This window comes from Adlercreutzia equolifaciens (assembly GCF_029076695.1).
Lineage (GTDB): Bacteria > Actinomycetota > Coriobacteriia > Coriobacteriales > Eggerthellaceae > Adlercreutzia > Adlercreutzia equolifaciens_A.
Map to the genome: position 1 here is coordinate 686697 of NZ_JARFIK010000001.1, position 25978 is coordinate 712674.

Sequence of the window (25978 nt, forward strand, 5' to 3'; positions counted from 1 at the left end):
TCCTAGTAGTGAAGGCCGCCAAGATGCAGCGATCCGGCCAGTTGCAGCAGAATAAGCGAGTACAGGAACAGGCCCAGCAGCGCCGCCACGGTAATGCCGGCAATGGACAGGACGCTCATCTTCGTCTTGTCGCTGGACACGTCGTCCTCGATGGCGTCCCAGGCGTCGTCGGTGGTGACGATGCCCAGCAGCGTGCCGTGCTCGTCCACCACGGGCATGGCGGGGATGTCGTACTTGAAGATGTCGGCCGCCACGTCCTCTTCCTCTTCCGAGGGCAGACAGGTGATGATGTCGTCGAACATGATGTCGCCCATGAGGCGGTCGGCGTTGTACAGCACCAAGGTGCGCAGCGAGTTCACGCCCAGCAGTTTGCCGTACTCGTCGGTGACATACACGTAGTGCACCGTGGGATGGTCCTCGGGCAGCGCGCGCAGCACCTCGATGGTGTCGGCCACGGTGGCGGTTTTCGGCACGGCCACGAACTGGGTGGTCATCATGCCACCGGCGGTGCCGTCCTTGTAGCCCAGAAGGCGGCGAATTTCCGTGGCGTCCTCCACGCCCATGAGGCGCAGCAGAGTCTCGGCCTTCTCGTAGGGCAAATCGCGCACAATGTCGGCGGCGTCGTCGGGATCCAGGTTGCCGATGAGCTGGGCGGCGCGAGCGTCTTCCAAGTCGTCGATGAACTCGGCCTGGTACTCGTCCTCCATCTCGGAGAACGATTCGATGGCGCGCTCCTCGTCCAGGTGCTCGAACACGCTGGCGCGCTGCTGGGGGTCCAGCTGCTCCAGAATGTCGGCCACATCGGCGGGATGGAGCTCGTCCAGGCGGCGGTGGGTAACGGACAGCTGCACCTCGGACAGGTCGCGGTCGAGCAGATCCATGTAGTTCCAGGCAATCAGCTGCTCGTCCATCTTCTTGCCGAACAACTTCGCCGTTTTCACCACGGCCTTTTCGACCAGGGGATGCAGGCCGCGCAGAATGCCGCGCACGCCCACCTCGGCGCCCAGCAGACGCAGCTGAGTGCCCGACTGGGACAGCTTCAGGTCGTTGACGCGCACCACCTTCATGCCCTGGGTGTCCACAATCTGGCGATCCATGAGATCGCGGGCCAGGAGCACCTCATCGGGCTGCAGGTAGCTGAAGCGGATGTCGGGCGCATCGACGGACAGCACGATGCCGTCATCGTCGAAGGTGTCCACGTACTTGCGCCACGAGATCATGAACGGCACTTTGCCCGGGCCCTGGAAGGCCAGGCTGGTAATGCGCGGGAACACCTCGCCCGTGGAAATGGCCAGGTCAGAAATGGTGCCCAGGCGCTCGCCTTGGGCGTCGACGACGGGTTCGCCGATCATTTGGGAAAGATAGAGCATACAAAGTCCTCCGTGCAGGGGCATTGGCGGAACCGAGGCGGAGGGCGTCTCAAGGCGCACCCGCAAGGGGCGCTGGAGCGCACCGGCGCACGGCCAGGTCAATGCACAGCAGTCGTTTCTTCCGACTGCCGCCACGAAGGAAGGAGTCGGAAGCTTACATACTGTGAGGTTTCGATTTTCGAACCTTCAAGTACGTTCCTTTCATCCGATGAATAAGCCGTTGCCCGCGCGGACGAGGGCAAACATATGCATTGTACGCCAATTCAACAAAGAAGAGCCCCTCAAATGAAGAGGGGCTCAAAAAAGGGGCACAGAGGCAGGGGTGTGGTCTAGTAGCGCACTTGGTAGGGCCAGCGCAGCTGAATGGGCACCTGCTGGTCGCGCTGCCAGCCGTAGGAGTCGGCCGGCACGATGAGGATGCCGTCGGCCTCGGCGCACTCTTTCAGAACCGGAGCGTTGAGCGGCAAAATCTCGGCCCACAAATAGCCGTCGTCGTCTCGTACCAGCTTTACGCGCTTGGTCAGGTTGACGCGGCGCGGCTCCGAGGCCATGTCCTCGGCCAGGCAGGCGTAGATAACTGGAGGCTCCTGAACGGCACCATAGAGGAAAGCATCCACCAGGGGCTTTGCGAACATCTCTACGTTCAGGTCGGCGGCCATGGGAGGGCCGGAGATGCCGACGACGGGCGTGCCCTCCAGCAGTGAGCACGAAGCGTGCTTGCCCGGTGCCATGTTGGTCTCGTGGTTGAGCACGGTGCCGTACTTTTCCAAAATCTCGCAGGTGAAGTCGTCGGAGCCCTTCGAGGAGCCGGCGTTGATGATAACGATGTCGGCCTCGTCGGCGGCTTTGTCCAGAGCTTCCTTCAACGCGTCCCAGTTGTCGGGCACAATGGGGAAGCGCACAGGCTCGGCGCCCCACTCCCGCAGCTTGCCGCAAACGTTCAGCGAGTTGCTGTCGATGTTCTTGCCCGCAGGGGGATTCTCGCACGGATCGACCAGTTCGTTGCCGGTGGGAATGAAGGCCACGCGCGGCTTGCGCACGACGGGCACCTTCGTGTAGCCGCCCTGGGCCAGCAGCGCGGCATGGATCGGATTGAGCAGGGTGCCCTCCTCGACGAGCACGGTGCCTTCCTGCAGCATCGAGCCGACGGGGGAGACGGAGGCGCCTTCGTGATCGGGCATGAAATTGAGGGCCTCCAGGGTTTCGCCGTCCTCGCCCACTTCTACGTTCTCGATGGCAATGGCCGTGTCGAAGCCGTCGGGCATGGCTACGCCGGTGTTGCAGAACTGGAATTGCTCGCCGCGCTTCCAGGAGGAAACATCGGGCATGCCGTCGGCGAAGTCGGCGAAGCGCACTGCGATGGCGTCCATGTTGGAGGTGGGCTTGTTCGGCAGGCTGTGTCGAGCGCTCAAGGTCTCGGCGAGCACACGGCCGGCGGCCTCCTCCAGTGGTACTTCCTCGGACTCTCGGGTAAAGGAGCACTGGGCGATCAAGTCGGCGGAGGCGGTACGGTAGTCCGCCGTGATGTGATTGCGATGGTCTCTCATGGGCTAATAGTCCTCGCTTTCGTAGGATGGATGTATCAGGTCAAACAATGGCTCGGCGTTAAGAACGTCGACATCGTCTGGTCCTTCATAGGAGGGGACGCTCGCCGTCGGGCGCGGATAATAGCGCAACCGATCGTAGATGCTCTGCAGCGAAACGAGCAAGTTGCGGCCTTCGCGGTAGCCGTGCAGCATGCCTTTCTGCACCAGCACGGTGACCCGGGGCCGAGAAACGCCCAGCATGCGGGCGGCCTCGGCAGCACTTACCACGTCCGAGGAAGTGCACTCGCGGGCGTGGACGCAAAGCAGCACGGGAAAGAAGCCCTCGTAGACGCGATGATCGTACTGAGCCGGAGGTGCCTCGTCGCCCGCTGCCAAGGTGGCCTCCAGGTATTCCTCGAGGATGGCGGCAAGGGCGTCGATGACCTCGCCGTAGCTGTCGGCGCTGGCCCAGCAGCTTTCAATGTCGGGGAGATGAGCGTGGTAAACGCCCTCATCGTCGATGCAAAGCAATGCCTCGTAGGTGAAACGCATGAAGGCCTTTCCTGGGAGGGGCTGGCGCCAGTCCAGACGGGGGTTAAGACACGTTAACCATCTGTGGGGTTCCAGAATTTCACGAAATGTGCTGTTCGCGACTCATATTATCATAGGTGAATATATTCTCAATAGAGAATAGAAAAGACTGAAGAAAGGAGTGAGCATGTACTACATGGACCCACGCATGGGACAGTACGGAGCTCCCTATATGGGTTGCGCCATGCCTCCGATGCCCATGATGGCGCCCACCGTGATGGTGGTGCCGGTCATGATGCCGCCGATGGACTGCGGTATGGGTTTCCCCGGCGGTCCGGAAGGCCCGCGGGGAGATGTGGCGCCGTGCGGCCGCGACCATCCGTGCGGGTGGGCACGCCGTGCCCTTGAGCGCGGTCCCCAGGGCGGTCCCGGCCCCCGCGGCCCGCAGGACGGCTACGGTGGGCGCCCCGGCCCTGGTGGCCCCGGCGGCTACGGCGGTCCCCAGGGAGGCCCGGGTCCCCGCGGACCGCGCGGCCCACAGGAGGGTCCCGGCGGCTACGGCGGCCCTGGCCCCCGCGGCCCGCAAGGTGGTCCCGGCGGCTATGGCGGCAAGCCCCAGGGCGGCCCCGGCGGCTACGGCGGCCCCGGTCCGCGTGGTCCTCAGGGTGGCCCCGGCGGGTATGGCGGGAAGCCGGAAGGCGGTCCCTTCGGCCCCGGCAAACGCGATGGTGGCCCCCGTGGTCCCCAGGGCGGCCCCGGCGGCTACGGCGGTCCGCAGGGCGGCCCGGGTCCCCGCGGCCCGCGCGGCCCGCAGGAGGGCCCCGGCGGCTACGGCGGCGGCTACGGCGGTCCCCAGGGCGGCCCTGGACCCCGCGGCCCGCGCGGCCCGCAGGAGGGCCCCGGCGGCTATGGCGGCGGCAACTACGGCGGCGGCCACAACTACGGTGGTGGCGGCTACGGCGGCCCCCAGGGCGGCCACAACTACGGCGGCAAGCCCCAGGGCGGTCCTGGCGGCTACGGCGGTGGCAACTATGGTGGTGGCGGCTACGGTGGCGGTCACAACTATGGCGGCCATCCGAAAGACGACAAGCCCGCGAAGCCCGAGAAGAAGGCCGAGGCGCCCGTAAAGGAAGTGGGCGATTCAGCCGCTTCCGAAAAGGACGAGTAGCACTTGCATGGCTGGAAGGGCCGCTCAGGCGGCCCTTCCTCGAGAGGGGAATCGTTGATCACGCGCTGCGTAAATCTCTGCGAGATGGATCTCACGGCTCAAGGGCCTTTGGCGAGCTTGGCTTTGGGCGCCTCCGCCTCTTCGCCCGACGGGGTGGAGGCGTTGGTGCGCCGTATAGCGGCTGAGGCCGGGTGGCCCGACTGCGCCCGTTTGTACCTGGGCTCGTCTTTTTGCGGGAATGCCTTCCTGAGGAACACCGAGTCGTCCATCGTCCAAGCTGTTCAGGCCTTTTCGGAGGCCTTCGGGGTGCCGTGCACGCTCACGGTGCCGTCGGTTTCCCAAGGGGAGTTGCCTGCGGTCAAACGCCGCATCGACCGCCTTTTGGAGAAATTTTCCTGCTTTGACGAGGTGACGGTCAACGACTACGGGATGCTTGGTTGGGCGGCCGAGCGTGGCGGTGCAACGCTCAACATCGGACGCCTCTTCTCGAAAGATCTGCGCGATCTGCGCTATGAGGAGGGGTTCCCGCGCACCTATCGGCCGGCCTTTCTGGGGCGCTGGCTCGATGAGCTTCAAACGATGTATCCGATGTTAGACGGCATTGAGCTCGACCCCTGCGGCAGCGAGGTCGACCTCACCGAGGCGCCTGTCGAGGTGACTCCGGCCCTGCATGATCCCTATCTTTTTGTCACGACGGGCGCGTTCTGCCCCTATGCCCCGGTCACCGCTCAGGGCTTGCCCGCGCGGGCCGGATCGCCCTGTGCTCAGCAGTGCGAAAGCGCTGTCACTACCTATCGGGTGGAGAGCGCAACGCCTGCTGGCGCAGATGCCGACGGGCGCGGTGTTGGCGAGGTGTTCTACACCAAGCACGGAAAGACCGTGTTCATGATGAACGAGGCTGCTCCCGTGCAGAGCCGCGTGCCCTACCGCGTGATACGAGCGCCCCGCCATTTCGGCTGGCTGCTGTCAGTGGAGGAAGCGCGATGAATATCTTGGTGCCCTTCAACGACCCTACGGCTCTCGAAGACTTCTTGGACGCCGGCGTCGGCGAGTTCTACATGGGGTTTTACGATGAGCCATGGACGGCGCGTTTCGGAGAGACGGCTGACCTGAACCGGCTGTCGGGTTTCGGGAGCGAAGCGAATGCCTTGCCGTTCGAGGAGGTGCTCTCCTTGATCCCGGCCGTAAAAGAGGGTGGGGCCCAGCTCTACGTGCCCTTCAACGCGGGCATCTACTCGTCGGCTCAGCAAGACTACATCGCCCACGCGTACTTCCCCTTTCTGGCGGAAGCAGGCGTAGACGGCGTTATTCTTTCAGGGCCCGAGCTGGTGCGCGCCGCTCGCACGTGCGGGCTCAAGGCGGTGGCCAGCACCATGTGCGGCATCTTCAACCAAGACATTGCGCGCTTCTATCAAAACCTGGGCATGGAGCGCATTATCTTCCCGCGGGAGCTTTCCCTGGCCGACATCGAGGCCGTCATCGACGCGACGCCCGGGCTTGAGTACGAGGCCTTCCTGATGCGCAACGGCTGCGTGTTCAGCGATTCCCATTGTTTGGGCTGCCATCGTGCGGGGCACTACTCGCTCTGCCGCGACTTGCGCTTCGCTGAGCGCTGGGAAGAGCAGCGCACCCCCAATGCGGCTCAACCGACTCCTCAGTGGGACCGGCTTTTTGCCGAGGCGGCCTGCGGCCTCTGCGCCCTCTGGCACTTCGAGCGCTTGGGCATCAATGCGGGAAAGATCGTCGGTCGCTGCGACGAGCGGGAAGCCATCTTGCGCGATATACGCCTTGTGCGGCGTCATATCGATATAGCTTCGGCGTGCTCGTCCCACGAGGAATTCCGCCGATGCATGGAACTGCCCGAGGGCTACAAGGAGCTGTGTGCTTCACGGCTCAATTGCTACTACCCTGAAGTGGAATAATTATGAGCAGGGGAAATAGATAAATTCATACTATCTCTACTTGAGTATATACTACTTTCAGAATAATATACGGACACCAAGTTGTTACGAGAGGGAGGAAGTCCGTTGAAACTCGAAGTGCGCGATGCCCACTGCGGATACGAGAAGGGAAAGGCGGTCCAGCGCTACGTTACCTTCTCCGTAGAAAGCGGCGAGGTGTGCTGCGTGCTCGGTCCCAACGGCTGTGGCAAATCGACGGTGTTCAAGTCGCTCCTGGGCCTTCTGCCCCTCCAAAGCGGCAAGGTCATGGTCGATGGCGAGAACATCGCGAAGTGGTCGCCGAAGCGTTTGGCCGACACCATGGCCTATGTCTCCCAGAGCCACGTACCGCCCTTTCCCTATCAGGTGAAAGACGTAGTGCTGCTGGGTCGTATCAACAAGGTAGGGCATATGGGCCAGCCCACGGCCAACGATTACGCCATTGTGGAGAACGCCATGCAGGACATGGGCATCTACCACCTGCGCGACAAGGTGTACACCGACATTTCCGGTGGCGAGCTGCAGCTGGTGATGATTGCCCGCGCCTTGGCCCAAGAGCCGAAGATCCTGGTGCTCGACGAGCCGACGGCGGCCTTGGACTACGGCAACGTGGTGCGCGTTATCGACAAGGTGCGCAGCTTGGCGGAGAAGGGCTACGCCGTGGTGATGACCACGCACAGCCCCGACCACGCTTTCATGTGCGACTCGTCGGTGGTGCTGCTGCAGAAGGGGGAGCCGATGAAGTTCGGCCAGGCGGTAGACATCATCACTGAGAAGAACATGAAGCAGGCCTACGGCGTGAACGTGAAGATCGTCGAGTTTGTGAACACGAAGAACGAGATCATGCGCATGTGCGCACCGGTATTTTAAAAGGAGAGACTGAGTGACTCAGGCAGTGGAGCAGAGCGAAGTGCAAGCAGCTCAGCAGGTTATCGAATCGGTAATTGCCAATGTAGAGTCCGTGGTGCAGGGAAAGCACGACACCGTCGAATTGGTGGTGCTCGCCTTAGTGGCCAAAGGCCATGCCCTGATCGAAGATTTGCCGGGCACCGGCAAGACCACCCTGGTGAGTGCTCTGGCTAAGTCGATCGACTGCGGGTTCAAGCGCATTCAGTTCACTCCCGACATCATGCCTTCCGACGTCTCTGGCTTCAGCATCTACAACCAGAAGACGCAGGACTTCGAGTTCCGCCCCGGCGGCGTCATGTCCAACTTGATTCTGGCTGATGAGATCAATCGCGCCAGCGCCAAGACCCAGTCGGCGCTGCTGGAGGCCATGGAGGAGCGCCAGGTGACGGTGGATTCCAACACCTATCAGCTGGAAGAACCCTTCATGGTGCTGGCCACGCAGAATCCCATCGAGCAGTTCGGCACCTATCCGCTGCCCGAGGCGCAGGTGGACCGCTTCCTTATCAAGCTGTCCATGGGCTATCCCGCTTTCGAGCAGGAGATGCGCGTCTTGGAGCTGGGCGATTCGGCCAAGAAGAGCCTGAGCGCGGTAGTGCAGGGCGCCGATATCCTGGCGGTGCGCGACACGGCCTCCCGTGTCTACGCCAGCCCGGCGGTGGTGCGCTACATCGTGGAAATCGTGACGGCCACGCGCAACAGCCCCGAAGTGCAAGTGGGCTCGTCGCCCCGCGGAGGCTTGGCGCTTCTGTCCCTGGCCCGCGCCTGGGCCGTGGCCCGCGGACGCTCTTACGTGACGCCCGACGATGTCAAGGCACTGGTGGTGCCTACCCTGGGCCATCGCATCATGCTCTCTCATGAGGCGAAGATCCAAGGAAGGACGCCCGAGGCAGTGCTCGGGTCGATCCTTGCGGGAATTGCCGTTCCCTATACCGAAGAGGATGAACTCAAGGGGGCCTAACTCTTTCGACAACGTTGCGAAAGCATTGGCGTCTCCTGTTGGGGTGACGGGAGTTTGCGATGGTGCTCGAACGGCGTGTCATGTTGGTGGCAAGGCTGCTAACGCCATAGACGAGAGCTTCTCACAAGGGGTGGGAAGCAGCTCCGCACGTGTGGTGCGTGCGGCTGCAACCGAAAGGAGAACTATGAGGAAAAAACATCTGGCCATGGGTGGCAAGCTGTTCCTGACGGCAGCGCTGATTGCTACCTTGTCCCCGGCCGCCGCTTTTGCCGACGTGCCGGTGGCTTCGGACACGAAGTGGACGGTTCCCACGAAGCCGATGACCAATGTGGTGACGGTGGGCGGTAAGGACTACAAGGTTATCACCACCCAGACGGCTACCAACTGGGTAACGGCCGGTCCGGACTGGCTGGGCATTTCCAACAGCGCCAACCTGTGCGGCAGCAATGTGAACGATCTGAACTCGGCTATCAGCGGTTCTGCCAGCCTCATGGGCGTGTGGGCCTCCACGGCCAACGAGGTGCCCAATGCCTATAACTGGGACTGGTTCTACAACCTGTACGCTGCCGATCAGGGCCTGGCTCCGGCCGACCTGAGCACTGAGAACAACGGCACCAACTTTGACACCGCCTCCGGCACGGCGGCCGGTCTGAAGTACCGCCCCGAGATCATGTGGACCGACGCGCTGTCCACTACTTCGGCATCTTCTCTTGGCACGTTGGCCAAGGACATCCGCGAGGGCAAGTACTTCGACGGCGAGTACATCTACGTGTACACCGACGGTGCCAAGAAGGGTCAGACGTTCAGCGGAGACCCCGTGTCCACCACCGAGGGCGAGGACCGCAACAAGAAGACCTACCTGTGGGACGAGGCCGGCTGGGACACCTCCAAGGACGGCTATAAGGACCACTTGGTAGAGCAGCAGGCAGTGCTGACGGACGCGGCTGCTAAGTACGCTGCTCCCAACGACAGCAAGTACAACCCCATTGAGGCGGCCATCTACTTCGACGGCGGCCAGGAGAGCGGCACCAATAATGCGGTTATGAACAGCAACGCCTACAACAACCCGCTGCTGGTGTCGAACCTGCTCTACTCGACGGCCCAGGCCGTGGAGAAGGTGGAGAAGGAGACCGCTAGTTACGACGGCATGGCTGACGGCACGAAGGTAACGGCGGCCAACGCCACTTGGAAGACCATGAACGCCCTGCCCCGCACCACGCGCTACAAGGCCTCCACGGAGCGCTCCATGAGCGCCCGCGACTGCGCCCTGGCCTTCGAGCAGCTGCAGAAGGGCTCCGTGTACTACGTGCTGTCCCAGATTGCCGCTGGTAAGACCAAGATGAAGACCGTGGCCTATGTGTGCGCCGAGCCCGACGCGGGCAGCGACATGGTGACCATCGCCGCCATGGACGGCGTCGATGCCTTCAACGCCAGCAGCAACGCCGGCTTTGCCGGTGTGGCGACGCTGTGCACCAACGCGCTGACCGGTGGCAAGGACTACGCTGGTACCGCAGCGTCCAGCACGACGACGGCTTCGGGTGCCACGGTTACCTACCAGGTGCCGGTGGACTACGTCATCCAGAACGCCGACGTGGTGGTCATGACCGGTGTTGGCGGCACCAACGGCTACACCGCCTACACCTCCGAGACGGCCAAGCAGTTCTTCACCGACAAGTGCACGACGGACGCAAACAAGAAGAAGGCCCAGGCCATGGAGTACCAGTGCGTGGCTCCTACCCAGGCCAATGCCAAGAACTTCTCCGTTGACAAGTCCATCTACGGCTTGAACGTGCTTGACTTCGTGTACTCCGAGCTGTTCCCGAACATGGAGCTCGAGACCTACTGGTACGACAACATCTACCACATCAAGAGCGCATCTCTGAAGCAGACCATGCAGTGGACCCTGGCCAACACCTCGCTGCCCGCGAGCGCCGACCTGTCCAAGGTGGACAGCACCTACAAGGCGGCCAACACTGAGGCTAAGTTCCTGGAGGGCTACAACTACTACGTGGCCAAGAAGGGCGCCGATGCCCGCCTGAAGGCTCTGGCCGCTGGCAAGGGCCTCATCACCGGCGAGCCGGTGAACTTCTCCGTGCTGGCTCCCAGCGACACCTACAAGAGCTGGGCTGAGGCCAAGGCCGCGGCTCAGGTGAAGAGCCAGACGCTGAAGATGAGCGCGGTGACGAAGAGCTTCGCCAAGTCGCAGCTCACCTCGGCCGGCAAGCTGGCCAAGAACCAGACCTTCACCGTGAAGGCCACGGGCGCCAAGACCGGCGTTACCTACGCCCGCTCCACGTCCAGTGCCACGGCCAAGAAGTACATCACCATCAACGCCTCGACGGGCAAGATCACGGTGAAGAAGGGCCTGCCTGTGGGCTCCTACACCGTGAAGGTGACCGCTACGGCCAAGGCCGGCACGGCTTCCGGCACCAAGTACGCCAAGGCCACCAAGTCGGTGAACGTCAAGGTAGTGGTTGGCTCCCAGACCCTGAAGCTGGGCACCACGGCCAAGTCCTACAAGGCTTCCACGCTGAAGAAGAAGGCCCAGACGCTGAACATCAAGGCCACCACCACCTCCGGCAAGATCACCTCGGCATCCGTGTCCAAGGCCGTTAACGCCAAGGGCAAGGCGGTGCCGGGCTTCAAGGCTGCCAAGGTAAGCAACAGCAAGATCAAGCTGACGGTGCCGAAGGCTCTGGCCAAAGGCACCTACACCGTAACGGTTTCGGTGAAGGCTCCTAAGGTTGCCAAGAAGTACGCAGCCCTGACCCTCACCAAGACCATCAAGGTGACGGTGAAGTAAAACTGCCTTACGGCAGTATGGCCTTCGAAAGAGGCCGTAGTTGATTGTGCTCGGGCGGTGGCAGCATCGCCCGAGCATGATTCGTTTCTCTGATCAAAGGAAAGTTACATGCTCAACAATCCCTCTCAGCACCTCGCAAAAAAGACCCTTGCCGCAGTGCTGACCGCCTGTCTTGTGGTCCCCGCAGTGCCTTTCACGGCCTTTGCCGATACGGCAACCGCCAATGACGGCGTTGCCGCTGCCGACAGTACGGTAGATTGCGGCAATTGGCTTTTGAGCTACCGTGTTGAGGACGGAAAAGCCGTCATCACGGGCTATGACTATCGGGGTACGGCAGGCAGCGCCGATTTGGCGGTGCCGTCCACCATCGCCGGCATGCCGGTAGTGGCCCTGGCCGAGAACGCGTTCAACGGCTGCAAGACGCTGGCCAAGGTGACCATCCCCGACAGCGTCATGTTCATCGAGGCCCAGGCGCTGCGCAACACCAGCGCCACCGAGATCCACTTCGGCAAGGGCTTGCGCTACATCGAGCAGGCCGGCGTGGCCAACAACGCCTCGCTCAAGGTGGTGGACTTCGCGGCGGGCTGTGCTCCGGAGTTCTTCCAGCAGAACGCCTTCGCCTCGAACACGGCTTTGGAGGAGATTCGCGTGCCGGCCTTGGTGGGCACGGCGTATCGCAGCAAGTGGTACAGCAAGAACGGCACCTTCCGCATTGGTCAGTTCTGCTTCTACAACTGCCCGAAGCTCAAGACCGTGACCTATGAGGCGGGCAACCCGAATTCCTACCAGGAATATTACAGCAGCGAAATCTACGAAGTGTACTCGGGCATGGGATCCGACTTCTCCATCGTGTCCTACACGCCGCTGTACCCCACCAACGGGGGCTACGTGACCAAGGCCCGCGATGCCTACTTTGCCGTGTACTTCTACGACTCGAAGGCCGCCTCTGACGCGGATGCAACGGGCGCTCGTGCCAAGGCGGTAGCCCTGATTTCCAAGGGCGTCAGCGTGACGGAGCTTTCCGCCGGCACCCTCGCCGACGAGGACTATTACCAAAACGGCGCGGCGGGCAAGGTGCCTAGCTTGAGCCAGATGGGCGTGAGCAGCTCGGATATGGTGTGGGGTCTGGCGGATATGATGCTGACCTCGGCCACGAGCACGCTGACGAACGTGGTGCACGCCTATCCGGTAAGCAAGAGCGATATGGGCTATGCCTATTTGACCTCGGCCGCCACCGATCTGTACAACTCCTACAGCAACCAGGTAACGGCGGACCGCAAGGAGAATGCCGCGTTTCATCGCCTGCGCGCCGATGGCACGACCGATTTGAGCGCCATTCAGGTGCATGCCGCTGACGGCTCGGTGGTGGATCCCGGCTCCTATACGCTGAAGTATCTGCGCCAGAACCCCGCTGATCGCGGGCAGGCCGTGACCTATACCGAGCTTTCCGGCCCCGACAAGGTGAACGCCGCGGGAACCTACGCGGTCTACGCCGTGGGCACCGGCAGCAACGCTGCCACGAAATCGCGCAACCTGACGTTCTACGTGCGTCGCTACGATGCCGATGTGGTCGACTATACGGGCAAGACCGCCCTGGCCGGCAGCGCCTCGGCTTTGTACACGGCGTCGCGCTTGGTCAAAAAGGCCTCGTTCGTGACGCTGGCCCCGGCTTCCTCCTGGCAGGCGTGCCTGGTGGCCACGGCGGCGGCCGGCATGGGCGGCGGCTTGGCCATCTACTCTGACGGTACAGATGGCAACGACGGCTTCTACCAGGCCATCGGCAATACGGGCTCGAAGTACCTGGTGTCCGTCGGCAGCGCCAGCGCCATTGGCGCGAAGGCCGTCAGCCGCGCCAAGCTGGTGCTGGGCAACGGCACGGTGAGCAGCAGCCTGGACGGGACGGCTTCCTCGGGCGTCAGTTATGAGGAATCGCTGGCCTGCACGGTGTACGAGAAGCTCAAGAAGGCCGGCACCACCCAGCGCTTTGCCTGGGGCGATACGGCTGTGGTGGTTTCTCGCTCCAGCTGCCTGAATACGGCGGCCGTGGCGCAGTACGCCTATGCCCTGAAGGCGCCGGTGTTCTTCGCCAACGCCAGCGGCGGCCTGAGCGCGGCGACGCTGAAGAATCTGGCCGATTTCAAGCAGGTGGTCATTGCCGGTTCGTCGCAGCAGGTAAGCGATGCCGCGGCCAGCCAGATTGCTCAGGCTTGTGGGGCCGAGCCGCGCCGCGTCATGACCGGCGCCACGGCGGTGGAGGCCAGCTGCGAGTTGGCTGCTCTGATGATGGAAGAGGGACTGGCCACGAACGCCTCGGTGAATGTGGCGTCCAGCGCCACGCCGGTCAGCGTGTTCACGGCGGCCCAGTGCGCTGCCCTGAACCACGGCATTACCCTGGCCAGCTCCTCCAGCCTTGAGACGAAGCAGGCCGAGGCCTATCTGGCCACGCTGAACGTGGATGCCATGAACGAGATTCGCCTGCTGGGCGCTTTGACAAGCGCCAAGGGCACGGTGGCCTCGCGTTTCGCCAAGCTCAGCCAGGGCCAGCCGCAAACCACGGCCCTCGAGGTGGGCGATACCGCTGCGGTGGGCGCGCTGCGCTACAAGCTTACGTCCGCGACGACGGCCCAGGTGGATGGTTTCACCCAGGCGGCCGCCTCGTCGGTGACGGTGCCCGCTACCGTTGAGGTGGCCCCGGGCAAGACCGTCAAGGTGACGGCCATCGGCGCCAGCGCCTTCAAGGGTCAGACAGCCCTCAAGACGGTCAAGCTGAGCGGCAACATTCAGAGCATCGGCGCCAGCGCCTTCCAGGGGTGCACGAAGCTGACATCCATCAGCGGCGGCAGCGCCCTCAAAACCGTGGGCGCCAGCGCGTTCCAAAACTGCGCTGCCCTCACGACGGTTTCTCTCGGCTCGGCTCTGACTTCGGTGGGCGCCAGCGCCTTCCAAAGCTGCACCGGCCTGACGAAGATTGCCCTGGGCACCAACCTGACGTCCTTGGGCGCCAGCGCCTTCCAGGGCTGCGCGAAACTGACGACGGTGACGCTGGGCTCGAAGCTGACGAGCATTCCGTCCAAGGCCTTCTACGGCTGCGCCAAGTTGAAGACCTTCGCCCTTCCCGCCTCCTGCACCTCCGTGGGCGCCAGCGCCTTCTACGGCTGCAAGGTCATGACGAAGGTGACGGGCGGCGCCAAGGTGAAGACCATCGGCGCCAGTGCCTTCCAGGGCTGCGCGAAGCTCAAGGCGGTGGCCCTGGGCGCCAAGCTGACCACCATCGGCAGCAAGGCCTTCTCTGGCTGCTCGGCTCTCTCGTCGCTGACCATTCCCGCGGCGGTCAAGAAGATCGGCGCCAGCGCCTTCTCCAGCTGCAAGAAGCTGACGACGCTGAAAGTGAAGAGTACCAAGCTCACCAAGGCCGGCGTCAAGGGCGCGCTGAAGGGGTCCTCCGTCAAGAAGATTTCCCTGACCACGGCTTCGGCGAAGAAGAAGCTGACGACGTACAAGAAGTACTTCACCAAGGCCAATGCCGGCAAAGCGGCAACGGTGGTCAAGGGTTAGAGGAAAGAGGGGCTTCGGCCCATCGGACGAACGATCGGAGCGCGCAGCCGATGCCGTGCTGCGCGTCCGCATGAGAAAGGGAGATGATGGCGCACGCTTTACGGCGCAGCGGGTTGAGAGGGGTCGGAGGCTTTGCTCTGGCGGCATTGCTGTTGGCTTTCGGTGCCGGCTGCAGCGCGGCTGGTGCGGGTGCGTCGACGCTCGGCGAGGGGGTGGCCGCCGTTTACGACGGGGGAGGCCAGGTGGCCGAGGACGAGGTGACCGCCTACATTGGCGCCTATCGCGCCCAGTCGGGCACCGAGGGCGACGACGCCGCTTGGGAAGCCTATCTGGCCGAGCGCCATTTGACCCCTGAGCTTCTGCGCGAGAAGACCATCCGCCAGCTGGTTATCGACGCCGTGGCGGAGCAGCGGGCGGTGGAAGCCGGGATCTCCGTCGATGATGAGGAGATCGAGGCCCAGCTGGACGCCATGAAGGACTCGCTGGCCTTTGGCGACGACGCCATCTTCGAGGAAACGCTCCAGCTGTACGGGCGCACGGCCGATGACATGCGCGCCCTCTATGCCCACGAGGCGCTTTTGGAGGAGCTGCTCGAGCAGGAAGTTCCCCTGCCGCAGCCTACCGAAGAGGAAGTGGCGGCCTACGTAGCCCAGGCCTATCCTTCGGGCGCGACGTTCAAGCACGTGTACTACTTTCATCTGGCAGCAAGCGCCGAGTCCGACGAGCCCTCCTACGACGATTTAGTGCTTGCGCAAACGCTCCTGAACGATCTGAAGGAAGAGGGGCTGACCCCCGAGCACTTTGCCGCTGTGGTGGACGCCTATGGCGAAAGCGAGGAGCTGAGGGCGCGCGGCGGCGATCTTGGCTACGACTTGGGCGAGCTGCCCGTGAGCGTGGCGGCGCAAAACGCCATCGACGCCACGGCGGTCGGCGAGGTGTCCGGGGCGTTCATCGACGATGCCAGCTACGGCTTTGTCTGGGTCGACTCCGCCTACGACTTGTCGGCTGATCAGGAGGATGCGGCGTCGCTGGCGGCGCTGCCCGAGGAGCTCCAGGAGACCCTGACGAAGAAAGCGGCCGAGGCGCTGTGGCAAGAGGATTGCCAGGAGTACCTGAGCAAGCTGTACGAAGATTCCCAGGTAGACATTGCCCCTATGCCCGAAGGGCTTCCCTATGCCACGACGGCGGCGAATAACGGTTAAGAGGAGAGCACCAAGTAATGAGAAAGACAAGCAGAGGCAACCGAGTGCTGCGGCTGGCGTTGGCGGTGGCCTGCGCCAGTGCCCTGGGCGTTCCCCTGACAGGCTGCAAGGACACCGATGCCCTGAAGGAGATCATCTACGATCAGGCCTCTGAGAACATCGATTTCGACAACCCGAACAAGATCTACCTGAGCGATGAGACCGCTGAGGCGACGAGCGACAAGATTCCCAGCAGCGAGGTGTCCGAAGAGGGCGTGGTGACCATCGAGCGTCAAAACCTCATGGTGTACAGCTCGGATCCGAACACCCAGGGCTATGTGGCCAAGCAGTCGCTGTGGAGCCCTGAGCCTGATTTCGAGGGCATCGAGGCCTCGTCCGGCGTCCATTTTGTGCGCAGCGACGATCCGGATGCTCCCGAGCAGCCGCTTCCCGAGGAAAAGGAAGAAGAGGAAGAGCCGGAGGAGGAGCCCGAAGACGAGCCGATGCAGGCCGAGGGCGGTAACGAGGCTTCCTCCGAAGTGGCCGGCGACGCCATTGCTCCCGATGCCGTGGAGACGACCACAAACCAAACCCAAGGAGGCGCGGGCAACGGCGGCGAGGAGAAGGCCCCGGAGGCCGATGCCGATAACGGCGATGCTCAGGGCGACAAGACCGCGGAGGGTGCGGGCGAGGCCGAGCCCACCCCGGCGCCTCCCCAGACGCTCCCCGTTACCGACGGCAACGTCAATTTCGATACCACCGACCCCACGGAGGATCCGCTGCCGGCCTCGGCCATCGCCGCCTATGGCGATGCCGCGGTGCTGGTGGAGATGATCGGCGGCAAGGGGGCCCTGGCCGCCGCCGATGCCACGTTGCTGAAGTCCGATTTCCCCTCGGTGGTTGATGGCGGCATCAGCGTGGCGACGGGATGGAGCGGCGACGGCACCGAGAAGAATTCCATCAAGGTGGACGCCATCATCAAGTCCGGCGCCGATACGGTGCTCGTGTACAGCGGCAGCGAGATGAGCAAGGCCGACCGCGAGAAGCTCAACGCAGCCAACGTGGCCGTCCAGCAGATCTATCCCAACACGAATACCTCCAACATCAAGCGCAACGCCCAGACTATCGGGGCCATCCTAGCCGAGAGCGATGCGGTGGAGACCGATTCGGTGGCCATGGCCGAGGCCTATATCGCCTTCATGGACGCCACCGTCGACGATGTGTGCGCGAAGGCCAACGGGTCGTCGTCGGCTGTGGCGGGCTCGAGCGTGTTCGAAAAGGGCAACAACGCCTACGATGGCACGGGCGACGGCAAGTACACGCTGGTCATGGACGACTACAATGCCAACGCCCTGTACAACAAGACCTTTGGCGACTGGAAGCCGGTGAGCAACGGAGCGCTGCTGGCCACCATGGGCACCGAAACCTCGGCCACGTCGTTCTACGTGCAGGCCGGCGGCTTGATCAACACGGCCGCCATCAAGGGCGCCACGTCCGGGAAGATCATCGCCTGGCAGTTCAACACCAACGTCATGAAGCTGTCCAAGTCGCTGTGGAGCGGCCTGGAGAAGGACACGGTGTTCCCCTCGGTTAGCGGCTACGAGGGCGTGCTGTTCACCGCCAGCCGCAGCAGCAGCGGCAACAGCGAGGCCTCGGGCAACTTCGGCTCGGATTCGTTCCCCCGCGTTATCGTAGGCTCCCAGAAAGCCGCCAGCTTCTTCGTCAAGAACAGCAAGAACGCCAAGGGCATCTACCATCCCTTTGGGCTGTCCACCCTGGACACGGGTGGCGTCTTCTTCGGCGTGCTGGCCGGCGGCAACATGATTCTTTCCACCATCGGCGTGGACAGCGCCGCTAATCCCGACGGCAACGTCTTCGGCGACGACGGCGTGCCCGAGAGCGCCGTGGCCGTCTGCCCGACGGGGCTGTTCTCGTCGTGGATCAAGGGCACGGCGCCGGAATCCTTCCTCATGGCCGCCTGGGTCAATGACGAGGTGAACGAGGGCAGCGGTGAGGTGAACTGGAAGGCGAAGGTGAAGGAGTTCTACTCCCAGTTCTACCGGTGCGATCTGTCCGACGGGCAGCTGTCCGCCATCGAGCAGGGCGCGGAGAAATAGGCCATGGGAAAGATCAATTTCGTTGACGGCTCCTCGGCGGTGCCGGGCCAGCAGGAGGCGCAGAAGCAAACGAGCAAGCGGTCAGCGTGGGACCTGTCGCGCCCTGAGGACCGCGAGTCATCATCGGACGCGCTGTTCAGCGCCCCGGCCGATGCGTCTAAGGACACGCCGTCGCTGTTTGCCGCCCCGCACGAGGATAAGGACGCGTTTGGCCCCGACTATGGGTACCGGCGTCTGAGGTTTCGCAAGTCCGACGAGGTGAATCCCTATGCGGATCAGCAGGACGAGCGCTTCGGCTTCGACCCGCGTTTGCGGGCGGTGCTCATTTTGGGCGTCGTGGTGCTGGTGGTGCTGGTGCTGGCCTGTCTGCTGCCGACGAACATCCTGAGTCCCTCGGCCCATCCGGGGGGTGCCACCTTGGCGGAGTTCATTGCCGAGGTGCAGTCCCATGCCGTGGGCCTTGTGAGCTTCTTCACAGGCCAGGAGACCATTTTCACGGCCTATATGTGGGAGATCATCGCCGCCGTTTTGGCCGGAGCGGCTATGGGGCTGTCCGGCGGCGTGTACCAGGGCGCCCTGAAGAACGCCCTCGCCTCGCCTTCGACGCTGGGCGTGACCAGCGGCGGCTCGCTGGGGCTGATCATCTACGCCCTGCTGTTCTACGGCCAGGGCTACAACTACAGCGAGGTAAGCTACATTGCCGGCGTGGAGAGCATGTCCACGGGACAGTGGCTCATCGACACCTTGGGCATGTTCCTCAGCTCGCTGGCGGGCTGCGTGCTCATTGTGCTCATCATCATGGTGATTGCCTACATTGCCGGTCGCGGCCACGTGAGCAACGTCTCGCTGGTCATTGCCGGCCAGGTGCTGACGGCCACCATTGGCGTGGTCATGAGCGTCATTCAGTACTACCTCATTTACGTGGCCGGCAACGAGACGCTGGCGCAGCTGGTGGAAGAGGCATCCAGTGTGACGTTCTCCGGCACGTACTCGGCTTTCACCGTGCTGGTATTCGCGGTGCCGCTGCTGGTGTGCTTTGTAATTGTATTCGCCCTCAGTGGCAAGCTGAGCTTGCTGGCGTTCAGCGACGACGAGGCGCGCTCCATGGGTATTTCCACATCGCGGACGCGCAACATCATGGTGGGCACCTGTACGGTTATGACGGCGCTGGTTATCAGCTTCACGGGTCCTATCGGGTTCGTGGGCTTCATGATTCCCCATGTGGCGCGCCGCATCATCGGGCCCGAGTTCCGTTATCTACTGCCGGCCTGCGCACTTTTGGGAGCTGCCCTAGTTGTTGTGGTGCACGGTATTGCCTACCTGGGTATTCCCTGGTTCAACTCGGGGGCCACGGGTACCTTTACCAGCATTATCGGCTGCGTGTTCTTCTTGGTAGTGGCGTTGAAGTCGAGAGGGGACAAGCGTGCTGAGTGGTTCTAGAAAGAAGCGAGGCTCCGACGAGTACGTGTTCATCGATGGTCGCGCCATGCGCGCCGATGAGGCTGTGCGCATTCAGCTTGATGAGCCGACCGTGCCGGGCCAGGCCGAGGTGGTGCTGGCGCCGGGCCAGGAGGTGTCGGCTGCCGGGGCGGCCGGCAGCGAAGGAGCGGCGCGTTCGCGGGGGGCGAAGAAGGGCGCGGAGGGCCTGAAGGCGCGGTTGCGCCACGATATGGCCGTGGCTGAAATGGAGGCTCCCGAAAAGGAGGGCACTCGAGCGGTCGATGACGAGGCGAGCACTTCCTCGGCGTCGGACGAGGCCGAGCCTTTGGCTGCGGCCTTTCAGCGCGAGGCACGGGCCATGCGCCGCAAGTACCTGGTGTGCGGGGCGGCCTTGGCGGTGCTCGTGGCCTTCTCCTTGTGCGTGAGCAGCGGCTACTATGGGGTCATTTACTCGCCGATCGAGGTGCTGTCCTCCTACGCCGGCTGGTGGCAGATCCTGTGGGCGCAGATCACCGACCCGGTGGGGGCGGCTCAAGTGCAGGCGGCCGTGCTGGCGGCCTGCCCGCACTATTACGACATCAACGACACGGCGCTCGACGTGCTGAAGTACGCGGTCTGCGGCGTGATGCTGGCCTTGTCGGGGGCGCTCTATCAGAACGCTTTCCGCAACCCCATCGCCGCTCCCTCGATGCTCGGTGTGGCCAACGGCGTCAACGTGGCCTCGCTGGTGCTGGTGCTGGTGGTAGGGGCCGGTGCGGTGGCGGCCAGCGGACTGTACTATCTGTTCGCCTATGTGGGCGGTCTGCTCATGCTGGGCCTGGTCATGCTGGGTGGCAAGTGGATCAGCCCCAAGGGCAGCTTCAATGTGGTGAACATGCTGCTCATCGGCACGGTGCTCTCGCAGCTGACGGGCGTCATCATCACCTATGTGCAGACGAACATCTTCACCGATGCCGATTGGCTGGCTTACTACACCCTGCAGACCGGTGTGAGCGTCGACAGCATCTATACCTGGATCAGCCTGGCCGTGGGTCTGGTGGTGTCCTTGGTGCCGGTGCTGCTGTTCCGCTTCCGCCTGAATTTGGTTTCCTTCAGCGACGAAGAGGCGCGGCTTTTGGGCGTGAACCCCAATCGGCTGCGCCTGGTGGCCCTGGCCTGTGGATCGGTGATGATCCTCACGGCTCAGGTAAACGCCGGCCAGGTGGCCATGATCTCGCTGGTGGTGCCCTTCGTGGTGCGCGCCGCCTTCGGTGCCGAGTTCCGCAAGCAGCTGTGGGGCAACGTGCTGGTGGGCGCCTTTATTCTCATTGCCTGCTGGGATGTGGCCAGCTTTGTGACCATCCCCAACTTCGAGCTGCCCGTCGGCACCGTGGTGTCGGTGGTCGTGCTTCCCCTGTTCGTCTGGATGATCGCGCTGCGTCAGCGCAGTTGGGAGTAGAAAGCCATGGCGTCTCGGAATCGTCGTACCCGATCGAAGGCCCCCGCCGCCGGTCGTCCGCGCCTGCGCGAAATACTGGGGAAAACCGCGCTGGTGGCGGCGGTGCTGGTCCTTGCCGCTGCCCCAGCCGTGTTTGTGGCAAGTCCGATTACCTATGTGCCGCCCATCATGGTGCTGACCTGTCTGGTGCTGTCGCTCGTGTATTTGGCCATCGTCTCGCGCCGTCTGACGTTCTCCGAGGCGTCCATGGCCGACAGCTGCGAGCGCGGCGCCGAGGTGGAGTTCGTAGTCACCTTCCAGAATCGGTCACTGCTGCCCATGGTGCGCGTCGAGCCGTCGTTCTATATCAGCGATTTGTTCGGCGCCATGGACGTCGAGATGAACCAGACGCTGACGCTCATGCCCCGCGAGACGCGCGATTTCCGCTTCCGCGCCACCTTCGAGCACATCGGCACCTACAGCGCCGGGGTGAGCCGGGTGACTATTGGCGATGCCTTCGGCCTGTTCCGCCGCACCATTGTCAACCCCCGTCGCCACGAGGTGAAGGTGCTGCCCCGCATATTCGACCTGTCGAAGCTTGACTTGTCTAACATTTCGGTGCAGGAGAGCCACAAGGCCTACCAGTCCATTGTCACCGATGATATGGACTATGCCGGTGTGCGCGATTACACCTGGGGCGACCCTATTAAAACCATTCACTGGAAGCTTTCGGCGCGCAACGCCGACGGCCATTACTCGACGCGCCTGTTCGAGAGCTTCGGCAATCCCAGCTTGAACATTGTGCTCGACCACACGGCGCCCGGCTACGATGCGGAGTCGCTCATGCAGGTGTTCGACGGCGTGGTGGAATCGGCGCTGTCCGTGGGCAGCTGTGCCCGAGAATCGGGGCTTGACGCGCTGCTCATGTACCAGAACAAGCACGGCGAGGCCGTGTCGACGAACATTCCCAGTGTGCAGGAGTCCACGGCGCTCATTCACGATATTCCCCGCATTGTGGTGGATGAGCAGGGACGCGGCGCCTTGGACATCCTCAATCGCGAGATTCGCTCGGTGCACGGGGCGGGCAATGTGGCGGTGTGCACGGCCCATTTGAACGACGAAATGGTCACCCTGCTCACCGAGGCGAAGCTGCGCGACCGCAATCCACTGCTGTTCCTGGTGGTGCCCAAGACGCTTGAGGGGCGCGACCGCGACGAGTTCCTGGCGCCCTTGCGGCGCCTTTCGGCGGCCCAAATTGGGTGCTATCTCATTTCCGACGCGGAACAGGTAAGGAGATAGGCTGTGAAATTCTCTGCGTATCTCAAGATGATCGGCTGGGAGTATCTCCTGGTGACTCTGGTAGCCGGAGCGCTTGCCTCCGAGCTGCTGATGGGGTTCGACGCCGGCGATCCGGTGGTGGGCACGGCCCTGCCCGTCCTGGGGGCAGCGGTGGTAAGCGCGCTGCTGTTCTGGGTCGGTTCCTCGAAGCGCACCCTGTTGCCCGGCACCTTGCTCGTGGTGCTCCTGGCCGCGGTGTCGCTGTTCGGTGCTATGGCCGTCAGCCAGACGGGCGTGGCGGAGGATACGGCCGGCAACTGGCTGATTGTGGCGGCGGTCATCGAGGTGTCGACCGTTGCGGCCTATGCGCTGGCGCGCACGCGCGGCGGTGCGGTGGCTCTGCTGGTGCTGACCATCGTGGTGTGCGGCGTGGTGCAGCTTCTTTGGGAAGTGGACGCTTTGGGCTGGTCGTTTGCGGCCATGGCGGGGGCGCTGGTGCTGCTTATCTTCAAGAACTACCAAAGTGCCGCGCGAGGAGCGGCCAGCGCGCGCAAGGTGTCGTTCACGGCGGGCTTCGGCTTTGCCGCGGCTATGGTGGCCGTGGCCGGCGCTGTGGGCGCGCTCGCATGGGTGTGCATCATTGCGCCGCTTGATCCCTCGGCCGTGCCGCTCAAGCTGACCCAGGAGACGCGGGCTCTGGAGACGGTGCAGGCCCGCGGTACCGCGGAGGAGTATCTGACGCCGAACTTAGACATGACCAGCGATCAGACCAACGAGTTGTGGCGCACCACCGACGATCTGCAGCTGGACGAGGCGGGTATCGAGCAGCCGGCGCGCCCCTTGGAAGAGGAGGCGCCCGACGAGGAGAGCGAGGGCGGTGTCACGGGCATCGACCTGACGGCCCTGCAGGAAACCTTCGACTTGGCTGCGCGCCCGCAAACGGCGCTGGCGGCCATTCCGGCAGCCTTGTCCCTTATTTTCCTGATTGCCGCCTTCTTTGTGGGACGGCGCTGGTGGCGGGCGCGGCGCCTGGCGAAATTCCAAAGCCAGGGACCGACGGAGCAGGTGCGTTCCATCTACCTGTTCCTGGTGGACCGCTTTGGACGTCTGGGTCATCCCGTCCCCGCCGGCATGACGCCCACCGAGTACGCCGCCCATAACGAGGCGTCGTTCCGCGTGTTCGACAAGCACGCCGGAGGAGCGACGTTCGCCGATGTGACGCGCGCCTACGTGGAGGTGTTCTACGGCAATCGGGCCGCCACGCCCGAGGAAGCGGCTCGCTGCTCGTACTACTACGAGGGGCTGTGGAAGGGCGCGCGCGAGCGCCTGGGCGCCGTGAAGTACTTTTTCAAATCGTTTCGCCTGTAACGCAAGAGGAGGCGCCGTCGGGCGTCGCCGCCACCAAGAGGGAGGAGCAACGTGATTCTACTGGGAGCCCTGGCCGATGGCCGGGCGCTACGCTACGACGCGACGCTTTACGAGTTTCGCGTCGATCGCATCGTGGTGACCTACCGCGATGTGGTAGCGCTTGATCGGGCCGGCCATGTGCAATGGCAGGCCGCCGAGCAGCGCGATTGGCTGTACCGCATCAATCCCGCCGATCTCGATCGCTGCAACCGGGAGGCCCTAGGACGCCACGGCAACGGCTACGAGGGACTGTCCCCCGAAGAACAGGTGCAGCGCGACGCCCGTCGCGACGACAGCGTGCTGGCGGGGAAGATCGTCGAGGCCGACCCTGCGCTGGTGCGGGCGGTGGCCGATGCCCTCGAGCAAGAGGGCCTGCTGCGCGCCGGGGCGCCCGAGGGGCCCGCGGTGGTGCTGCCCGAGGGCATGGAGGCCCTGGCCCAAGTGCAAAAGCAGCCGGGCCGCTCGATGACGGTGATGGAGCGCTACTTGATGCATCGCATTCTCAAGCACGACGATCGCCAGAAGGCGCGGCGCGAGAAGGCCGAGGAGGTGCAGGAGGAGGCCCAGGCCGAGGAGGCCGAGGAGGCGGCCCGTCCCCAGGATGGCCGCACCGCCACGGCTCCCCAGGCCGCAAAGCCGCAGGATGTGGCGCGCCAGGACCAAGATCGACGCGTGGGGGCAGGCCGCTGGCTGCGCGCCCGCGGGCTGGTGAAGGGCCCGAAGGGTCCGAAGGACTCGAAGGGGGCATCGACGGAGGTGCCCGGCATGGCCGAGGCGCAGCGCCGGTCTCGGAAAGAGGCCGCCGAAAACGCGAAGAGAGCGTAAGAGGAGTTACCGGGCGCGGCGCGCAGGGCGTCGGCTCGCTAGAGAAAGGAACGTAGTTCAATGTATCTGCTCGTAATTGTGGTGGCTATTGTGGTCATCGTCCTGTTTGTCCTGGGTATTCGCATTGTGCGTCCCTACCAGCAGGGTGTCGTAGAGCGCTTCGGTAAGTACAAGCGCACCGCCCAGTCCGGCTTCCGCTGGATCATTCCCTTCGTGGACCGCATGACCAAGGTTGACATGCGCGAGAACGTGGTGGACGTGCCCCCGATGGAAGTTATCACCAAGGACAACGTGGCCGTTACCGTGGACGCCGTGGTGTACTACCGCGCCACCGACGCCGTGAAGCTCATCTACAACGTGACGAACTTCTATCTGGCCGCCACCAAGCTGGCCCAGACCAACCTGCGTAACGTGATCGGCGAGCTGACGTTGGACGAGTCCCTGACCAGCCGCGAAACCATCAACACCCAGCTGCGCGACATTCTCTACGACGCCACTATCCAGTGGGGCGTGGAGATTGTCCGCGTCGAGCTGCAGCGCATCGAGCCGCCGGCGGACGTGACCCAGGCCATGCATCGCCAAATGAAGGCCGAGCGTGAAAAGCGCGCCGTCATCCTGGAGGCCGAGGGCGAGCGCCAGGCGGCCATCGAGAAGGCCGAGGGCGTGAAGCAGTCCTCCATCCTGGAGGCCGAAGGCAAGGCCCAGGCCATCCGCGAGGTGGCCGACGCCGAGAAGCAGCAGCGCGTGCTGGCCTCCGAGGGCGAGGCCCAGGCCGTGGCCAACGTGCTCGAGCAGTTGCATGCCGAGGACACCGACTCCTACATTGCCGTGCGCTACGTGGAGAGCCTGAAGGCCATTGCCGACGGCAACGCCACGAAGATCTTCATGCCCACCGAGCTGACGGGCATTGCCAGCGCCACGGGCATGATCGGCGAGCTGTTCCAGGGCAGCAAGGTGACTCCGCAGATGAAGGCAGCCGAGCCCGGTCAGGTGCCCCCGCCACCCGAGGTGCGCTAGGGAAGCGACCTAGGCTGCCGCGTGGCGGCTCTGCGAGGGTGGCGGAAGGTCGCTGCTGAGCTGAGTCTAGGATCGGGGCCGGAAGCTGTTGCTTCCGGCCCTGTTTGCATTCAGGGGATGCCGCGACGAGGCACCTGGCCTGCGTGGGGCGACTGTACCTGTTCGTCTTTGTGCCAAAATCGTGCCAAACTAGGGGTAAAACGGTGTGTTTAGAGGTAAAAACGCACGGACGTTCGCCAACTCGCAAGTACCTGGGAAAGAAGAAAACCCAGGCAACTTTCAACAGTTGACCTGGGCTTTCGTTAGGCTCAAAATGGTGCGCCGTGAGGGATTCGAACCCCCGACGTACTGATTCGTAGTCAGTCCCTCTATCCAGCTGAGGTAACGGCGCACTTCAAAACAGCAACGACTATTTAACCATTACCTTTTTGGCTTGTCAACGACAATTTAGAGAAATTTTTGAAAGCGCGCCGCTCACCGCATAAGCGGCAAACGGAAGGTGACAAAGCACCCGCGTAGAGGGCATGGACGTTAGA

18 protein-coding genes and 1 tRNA gene are annotated in these 25978 nt (G+C 63.4%); 15 read left to right on the forward strand and 4 right to left on the reverse strand.

The features are described from left to right. Positions 1-2: 2 nt before the first annotated feature. From PZH32_RS02645 to PZH32_RS02655, 3 genes are all read right to left on the reverse strand, one after another. On the reverse strand, positions 3-1370 hold the full coding sequence (locus PZH32_RS02645; RefSeq protein ID WP_275206084.1) for a magnesium transporter: 1368 nt from the start codon (positions 1368-1370) through the stop codon (positions 3-5). A gap of 329 nt (positions 1371-1699) precedes the next feature. Beyond that, on the reverse strand, positions 1700-2917 hold the full coding sequence (locus PZH32_RS02650) for a molybdopterin molybdotransferase MoeA (RefSeq protein ID WP_275206085.1): 1218 nt from the start codon (positions 2915-2917) through the stop codon (positions 1700-1702). A gap of 3 nt (positions 2918-2920) precedes the next feature. Next, on the reverse strand, positions 2921-3448 hold the full coding sequence (locus tag PZH32_RS02655; RefSeq protein WP_275206086.1) for a type II toxin-antitoxin system HicB family antitoxin: 528 nt from the start codon (positions 3446-3448) through the stop codon (positions 2921-2923). 166 nt (positions 3449-3614) lie between these two features. On the opposite strand from PZH32_RS02655, the gene PZH32_RS02660 reads away from it, so the two are divergent. The 15 genes from PZH32_RS02660 (at position 3615) to PZH32_RS02730 (ending at position 25442) form a co-directional block, all read left to right on the forward strand. Beyond that, positions 3615-4595: a hypothetical protein gene (locus tag PZH32_RS02660; protein ID WP_275206087.1), complete on the forward strand. Its 981-nt coding sequence runs from the start codon at positions 3615-3617 to the stop codon at positions 4593-4595. A gap of 54 nt (positions 4596-4649) precedes the next feature. Continuing rightward, on the forward strand, positions 4650-5582 hold the full coding sequence (locus PZH32_RS02665) for a hypothetical protein (RefSeq protein WP_275206088.1): 933 nt from the start codon (positions 4650-4652) through the stop codon (positions 5580-5582). Then, entirely contained in the window at positions 5579-6517 is a 939-nt protein-coding gene (locus PZH32_RS02670) for a U32 family peptidase (RefSeq protein ID WP_275206089.1), read from the forward strand. The genes PZH32_RS02665 and PZH32_RS02670 overlap by 4 nt, the downstream gene beginning before the upstream one ends. Positions 6518-6622: 105 nt before the next feature. Next, complete coding sequence (locus tag PZH32_RS02675; RefSeq protein ID WP_275206090.1) at positions 6623-7405, forward strand: ABC transporter ATP-binding protein; 783 nt, start codon at positions 6623-6625, stop codon at positions 7403-7405. A gap of 13 nt (positions 7406-7418) precedes the next feature. Then, entirely contained in the window at positions 7419-8402 is a 984-nt protein-coding gene (locus PZH32_RS02680; RefSeq protein WP_275206091.1) for an AAA family ATPase, read from the forward strand. 184 nt (positions 8403-8586) lie between these two features. Next, positions 8587-11205: a cadherin repeat domain-containing protein gene (locus tag PZH32_RS02685; protein ID WP_275206092.1), complete on the forward strand. Its 2619-nt coding sequence runs from the start codon at positions 8587-8589 to the stop codon at positions 11203-11205. Between the two features lie 108 nt (positions 11206-11313). Further along, the gene (locus PZH32_RS02690; RefSeq protein WP_275206093.1) at positions 11314-14760 is read left to right on the forward strand and encodes a leucine-rich repeat domain-containing protein; all 3447 of its coding nucleotides are present in this window, start codon (positions 11314-11316) and stop codon (positions 14758-14760) included. 113 nt (positions 14761-14873) lie between these two features. Then, entirely contained in the window at positions 14874-15962 is a 1089-nt protein-coding gene (locus PZH32_RS02695; RefSeq protein WP_275206094.1) for a peptidylprolyl isomerase, read from the forward strand. A 17-nt stretch (positions 15963-15979) separates the two neighbouring features. Continuing rightward, positions 15980-18058 carry a hypothetical protein gene (locus PZH32_RS02700; protein ID WP_275206095.1) on the forward strand — a complete coding sequence of 693 codons (2079 nt, stop codon included), beginning with the start codon at positions 15980-15982 and terminating at the stop codon, positions 18056-18058. 3 nt (positions 18059-18061) lie between these two features. Next, positions 18062-19498 (forward strand): FecCD family ABC transporter permease, encoded by a 1437-nt coding sequence (locus tag PZH32_RS02705; protein WP_275206096.1) that lies wholly within the window; start codon positions 18062-18064, stop codon positions 19496-19498. Beyond that, positions 19482-20936, forward strand: coding sequence for an iron chelate uptake ABC transporter family permease subunit (locus tag PZH32_RS02710; protein WP_275206097.1), 1455 nt, complete (start codon positions 19482-19484; stop codon positions 20934-20936). Before PZH32_RS02705 ends, PZH32_RS02710 begins: the two co-directional genes overlap by 17 nt. Before the next feature lie 6 nt (positions 20937-20942). Next, positions 20943-22214, forward strand: a complete 1272-nt coding sequence (locus tag PZH32_RS02715) for a DUF58 domain-containing protein (RefSeq protein ID WP_275206098.1) — start codon at positions 20943-20945, stop codon at positions 22212-22214. A gap of 3 nt (positions 22215-22217) precedes the next feature. Continuing rightward, positions 22218-23561 (forward strand): DUF4129 domain-containing protein, encoded by a 1344-nt coding sequence (locus PZH32_RS02720; protein WP_275206099.1) that lies wholly within the window; start codon positions 22218-22220, stop codon positions 23559-23561. Positions 23562-23612: 51 nt separating this feature from the next. Then, a complete protein-coding gene (locus PZH32_RS02725; RefSeq protein ID WP_275206100.1) occupies positions 23613-24425 on the forward strand; it encodes a hypothetical protein in 813 nt (270 codons plus the stop codon). Positions 24426-24485: 60 nt separating this feature from the next. Next, positions 24486-25442 carry an SPFH domain-containing protein gene (locus PZH32_RS02730; RefSeq protein ID WP_275206101.1) on the forward strand — a complete coding sequence of 319 codons (957 nt, stop codon included), beginning with the start codon at positions 24486-24488 and terminating at the stop codon, positions 25440-25442. 314 nt (positions 25443-25756) lie between these two features. Here PZH32_RS02730 and PZH32_RS02735 read toward each other — a convergent pair. Then, positions 25757-25833, reverse strand: a tRNA-Arg gene (locus PZH32_RS02735). Positions 25834-25978: the final 145 nt, after the last annotated feature.

Coding starts and splice junctions, on each gene's coding strand:
- PZH32_RS02655 (WP_275206086.1), bottom strand. CDS start 3,448: ATGCGTTTCACCTACGAGGCATTGCTTTGCATCGACGATGAGGGCGTT.
- PZH32_RS02685 (WP_275206092.1), top strand. CDS start 8,587: ATGAGGAAAAAACATCTGGCCATGGGTGGCAAGCTGTTCCTGACGGCA.
- PZH32_RS02650 (WP_275206085.1), bottom strand. CDS start 2,917: ATGAGAGACCATCGCAATCACATCACGGCGGACTACCGTACCGCCTCC.
- PZH32_RS02730 (WP_275206101.1), top strand. CDS start 24,486: ATGTATCTGCTCGTAATTGTGGTGGCTATTGTGGTCATCGTCCTGTTT.
- PZH32_RS02670 (WP_275206089.1), top strand. CDS start 5,579: ATGAATATCTTGGTGCCCTTCAACGACCCTACGGCTCTCGAAGACTTC.
- PZH32_RS02700 (WP_275206095.1), top strand. CDS start 15,980: ATGAGAAAGACAAGCAGAGGCAACCGAGTGCTGCGGCTGGCGTTGGCG.
- PZH32_RS02660 (WP_275206087.1), top strand. CDS start 3,615: ATGTACTACATGGACCCACGCATGGGACAGTACGGAGCTCCCTATATG.
- PZH32_RS02690 (WP_275206093.1), top strand. CDS start 11,314: ATGCTCAACAATCCCTCTCAGCACCTCGCAAAAAAGACCCTTGCCGCA.
- PZH32_RS02705 (WP_275206096.1), top strand. CDS start 18,062: ATGGGAAAGATCAATTTCGTTGACGGCTCCTCGGCGGTGCCGGGCCAG.
- PZH32_RS02645 (WP_275206084.1), bottom strand. CDS start 1,370: ATGCTCTATCTTTCCCAAATGATCGGCGAACCCGTCGTCGACGCCCAA.
- PZH32_RS02715 (WP_275206098.1), top strand. CDS start 20,943: ATGGCGTCTCGGAATCGTCGTACCCGATCGAAGGCCCCCGCCGCCGGT.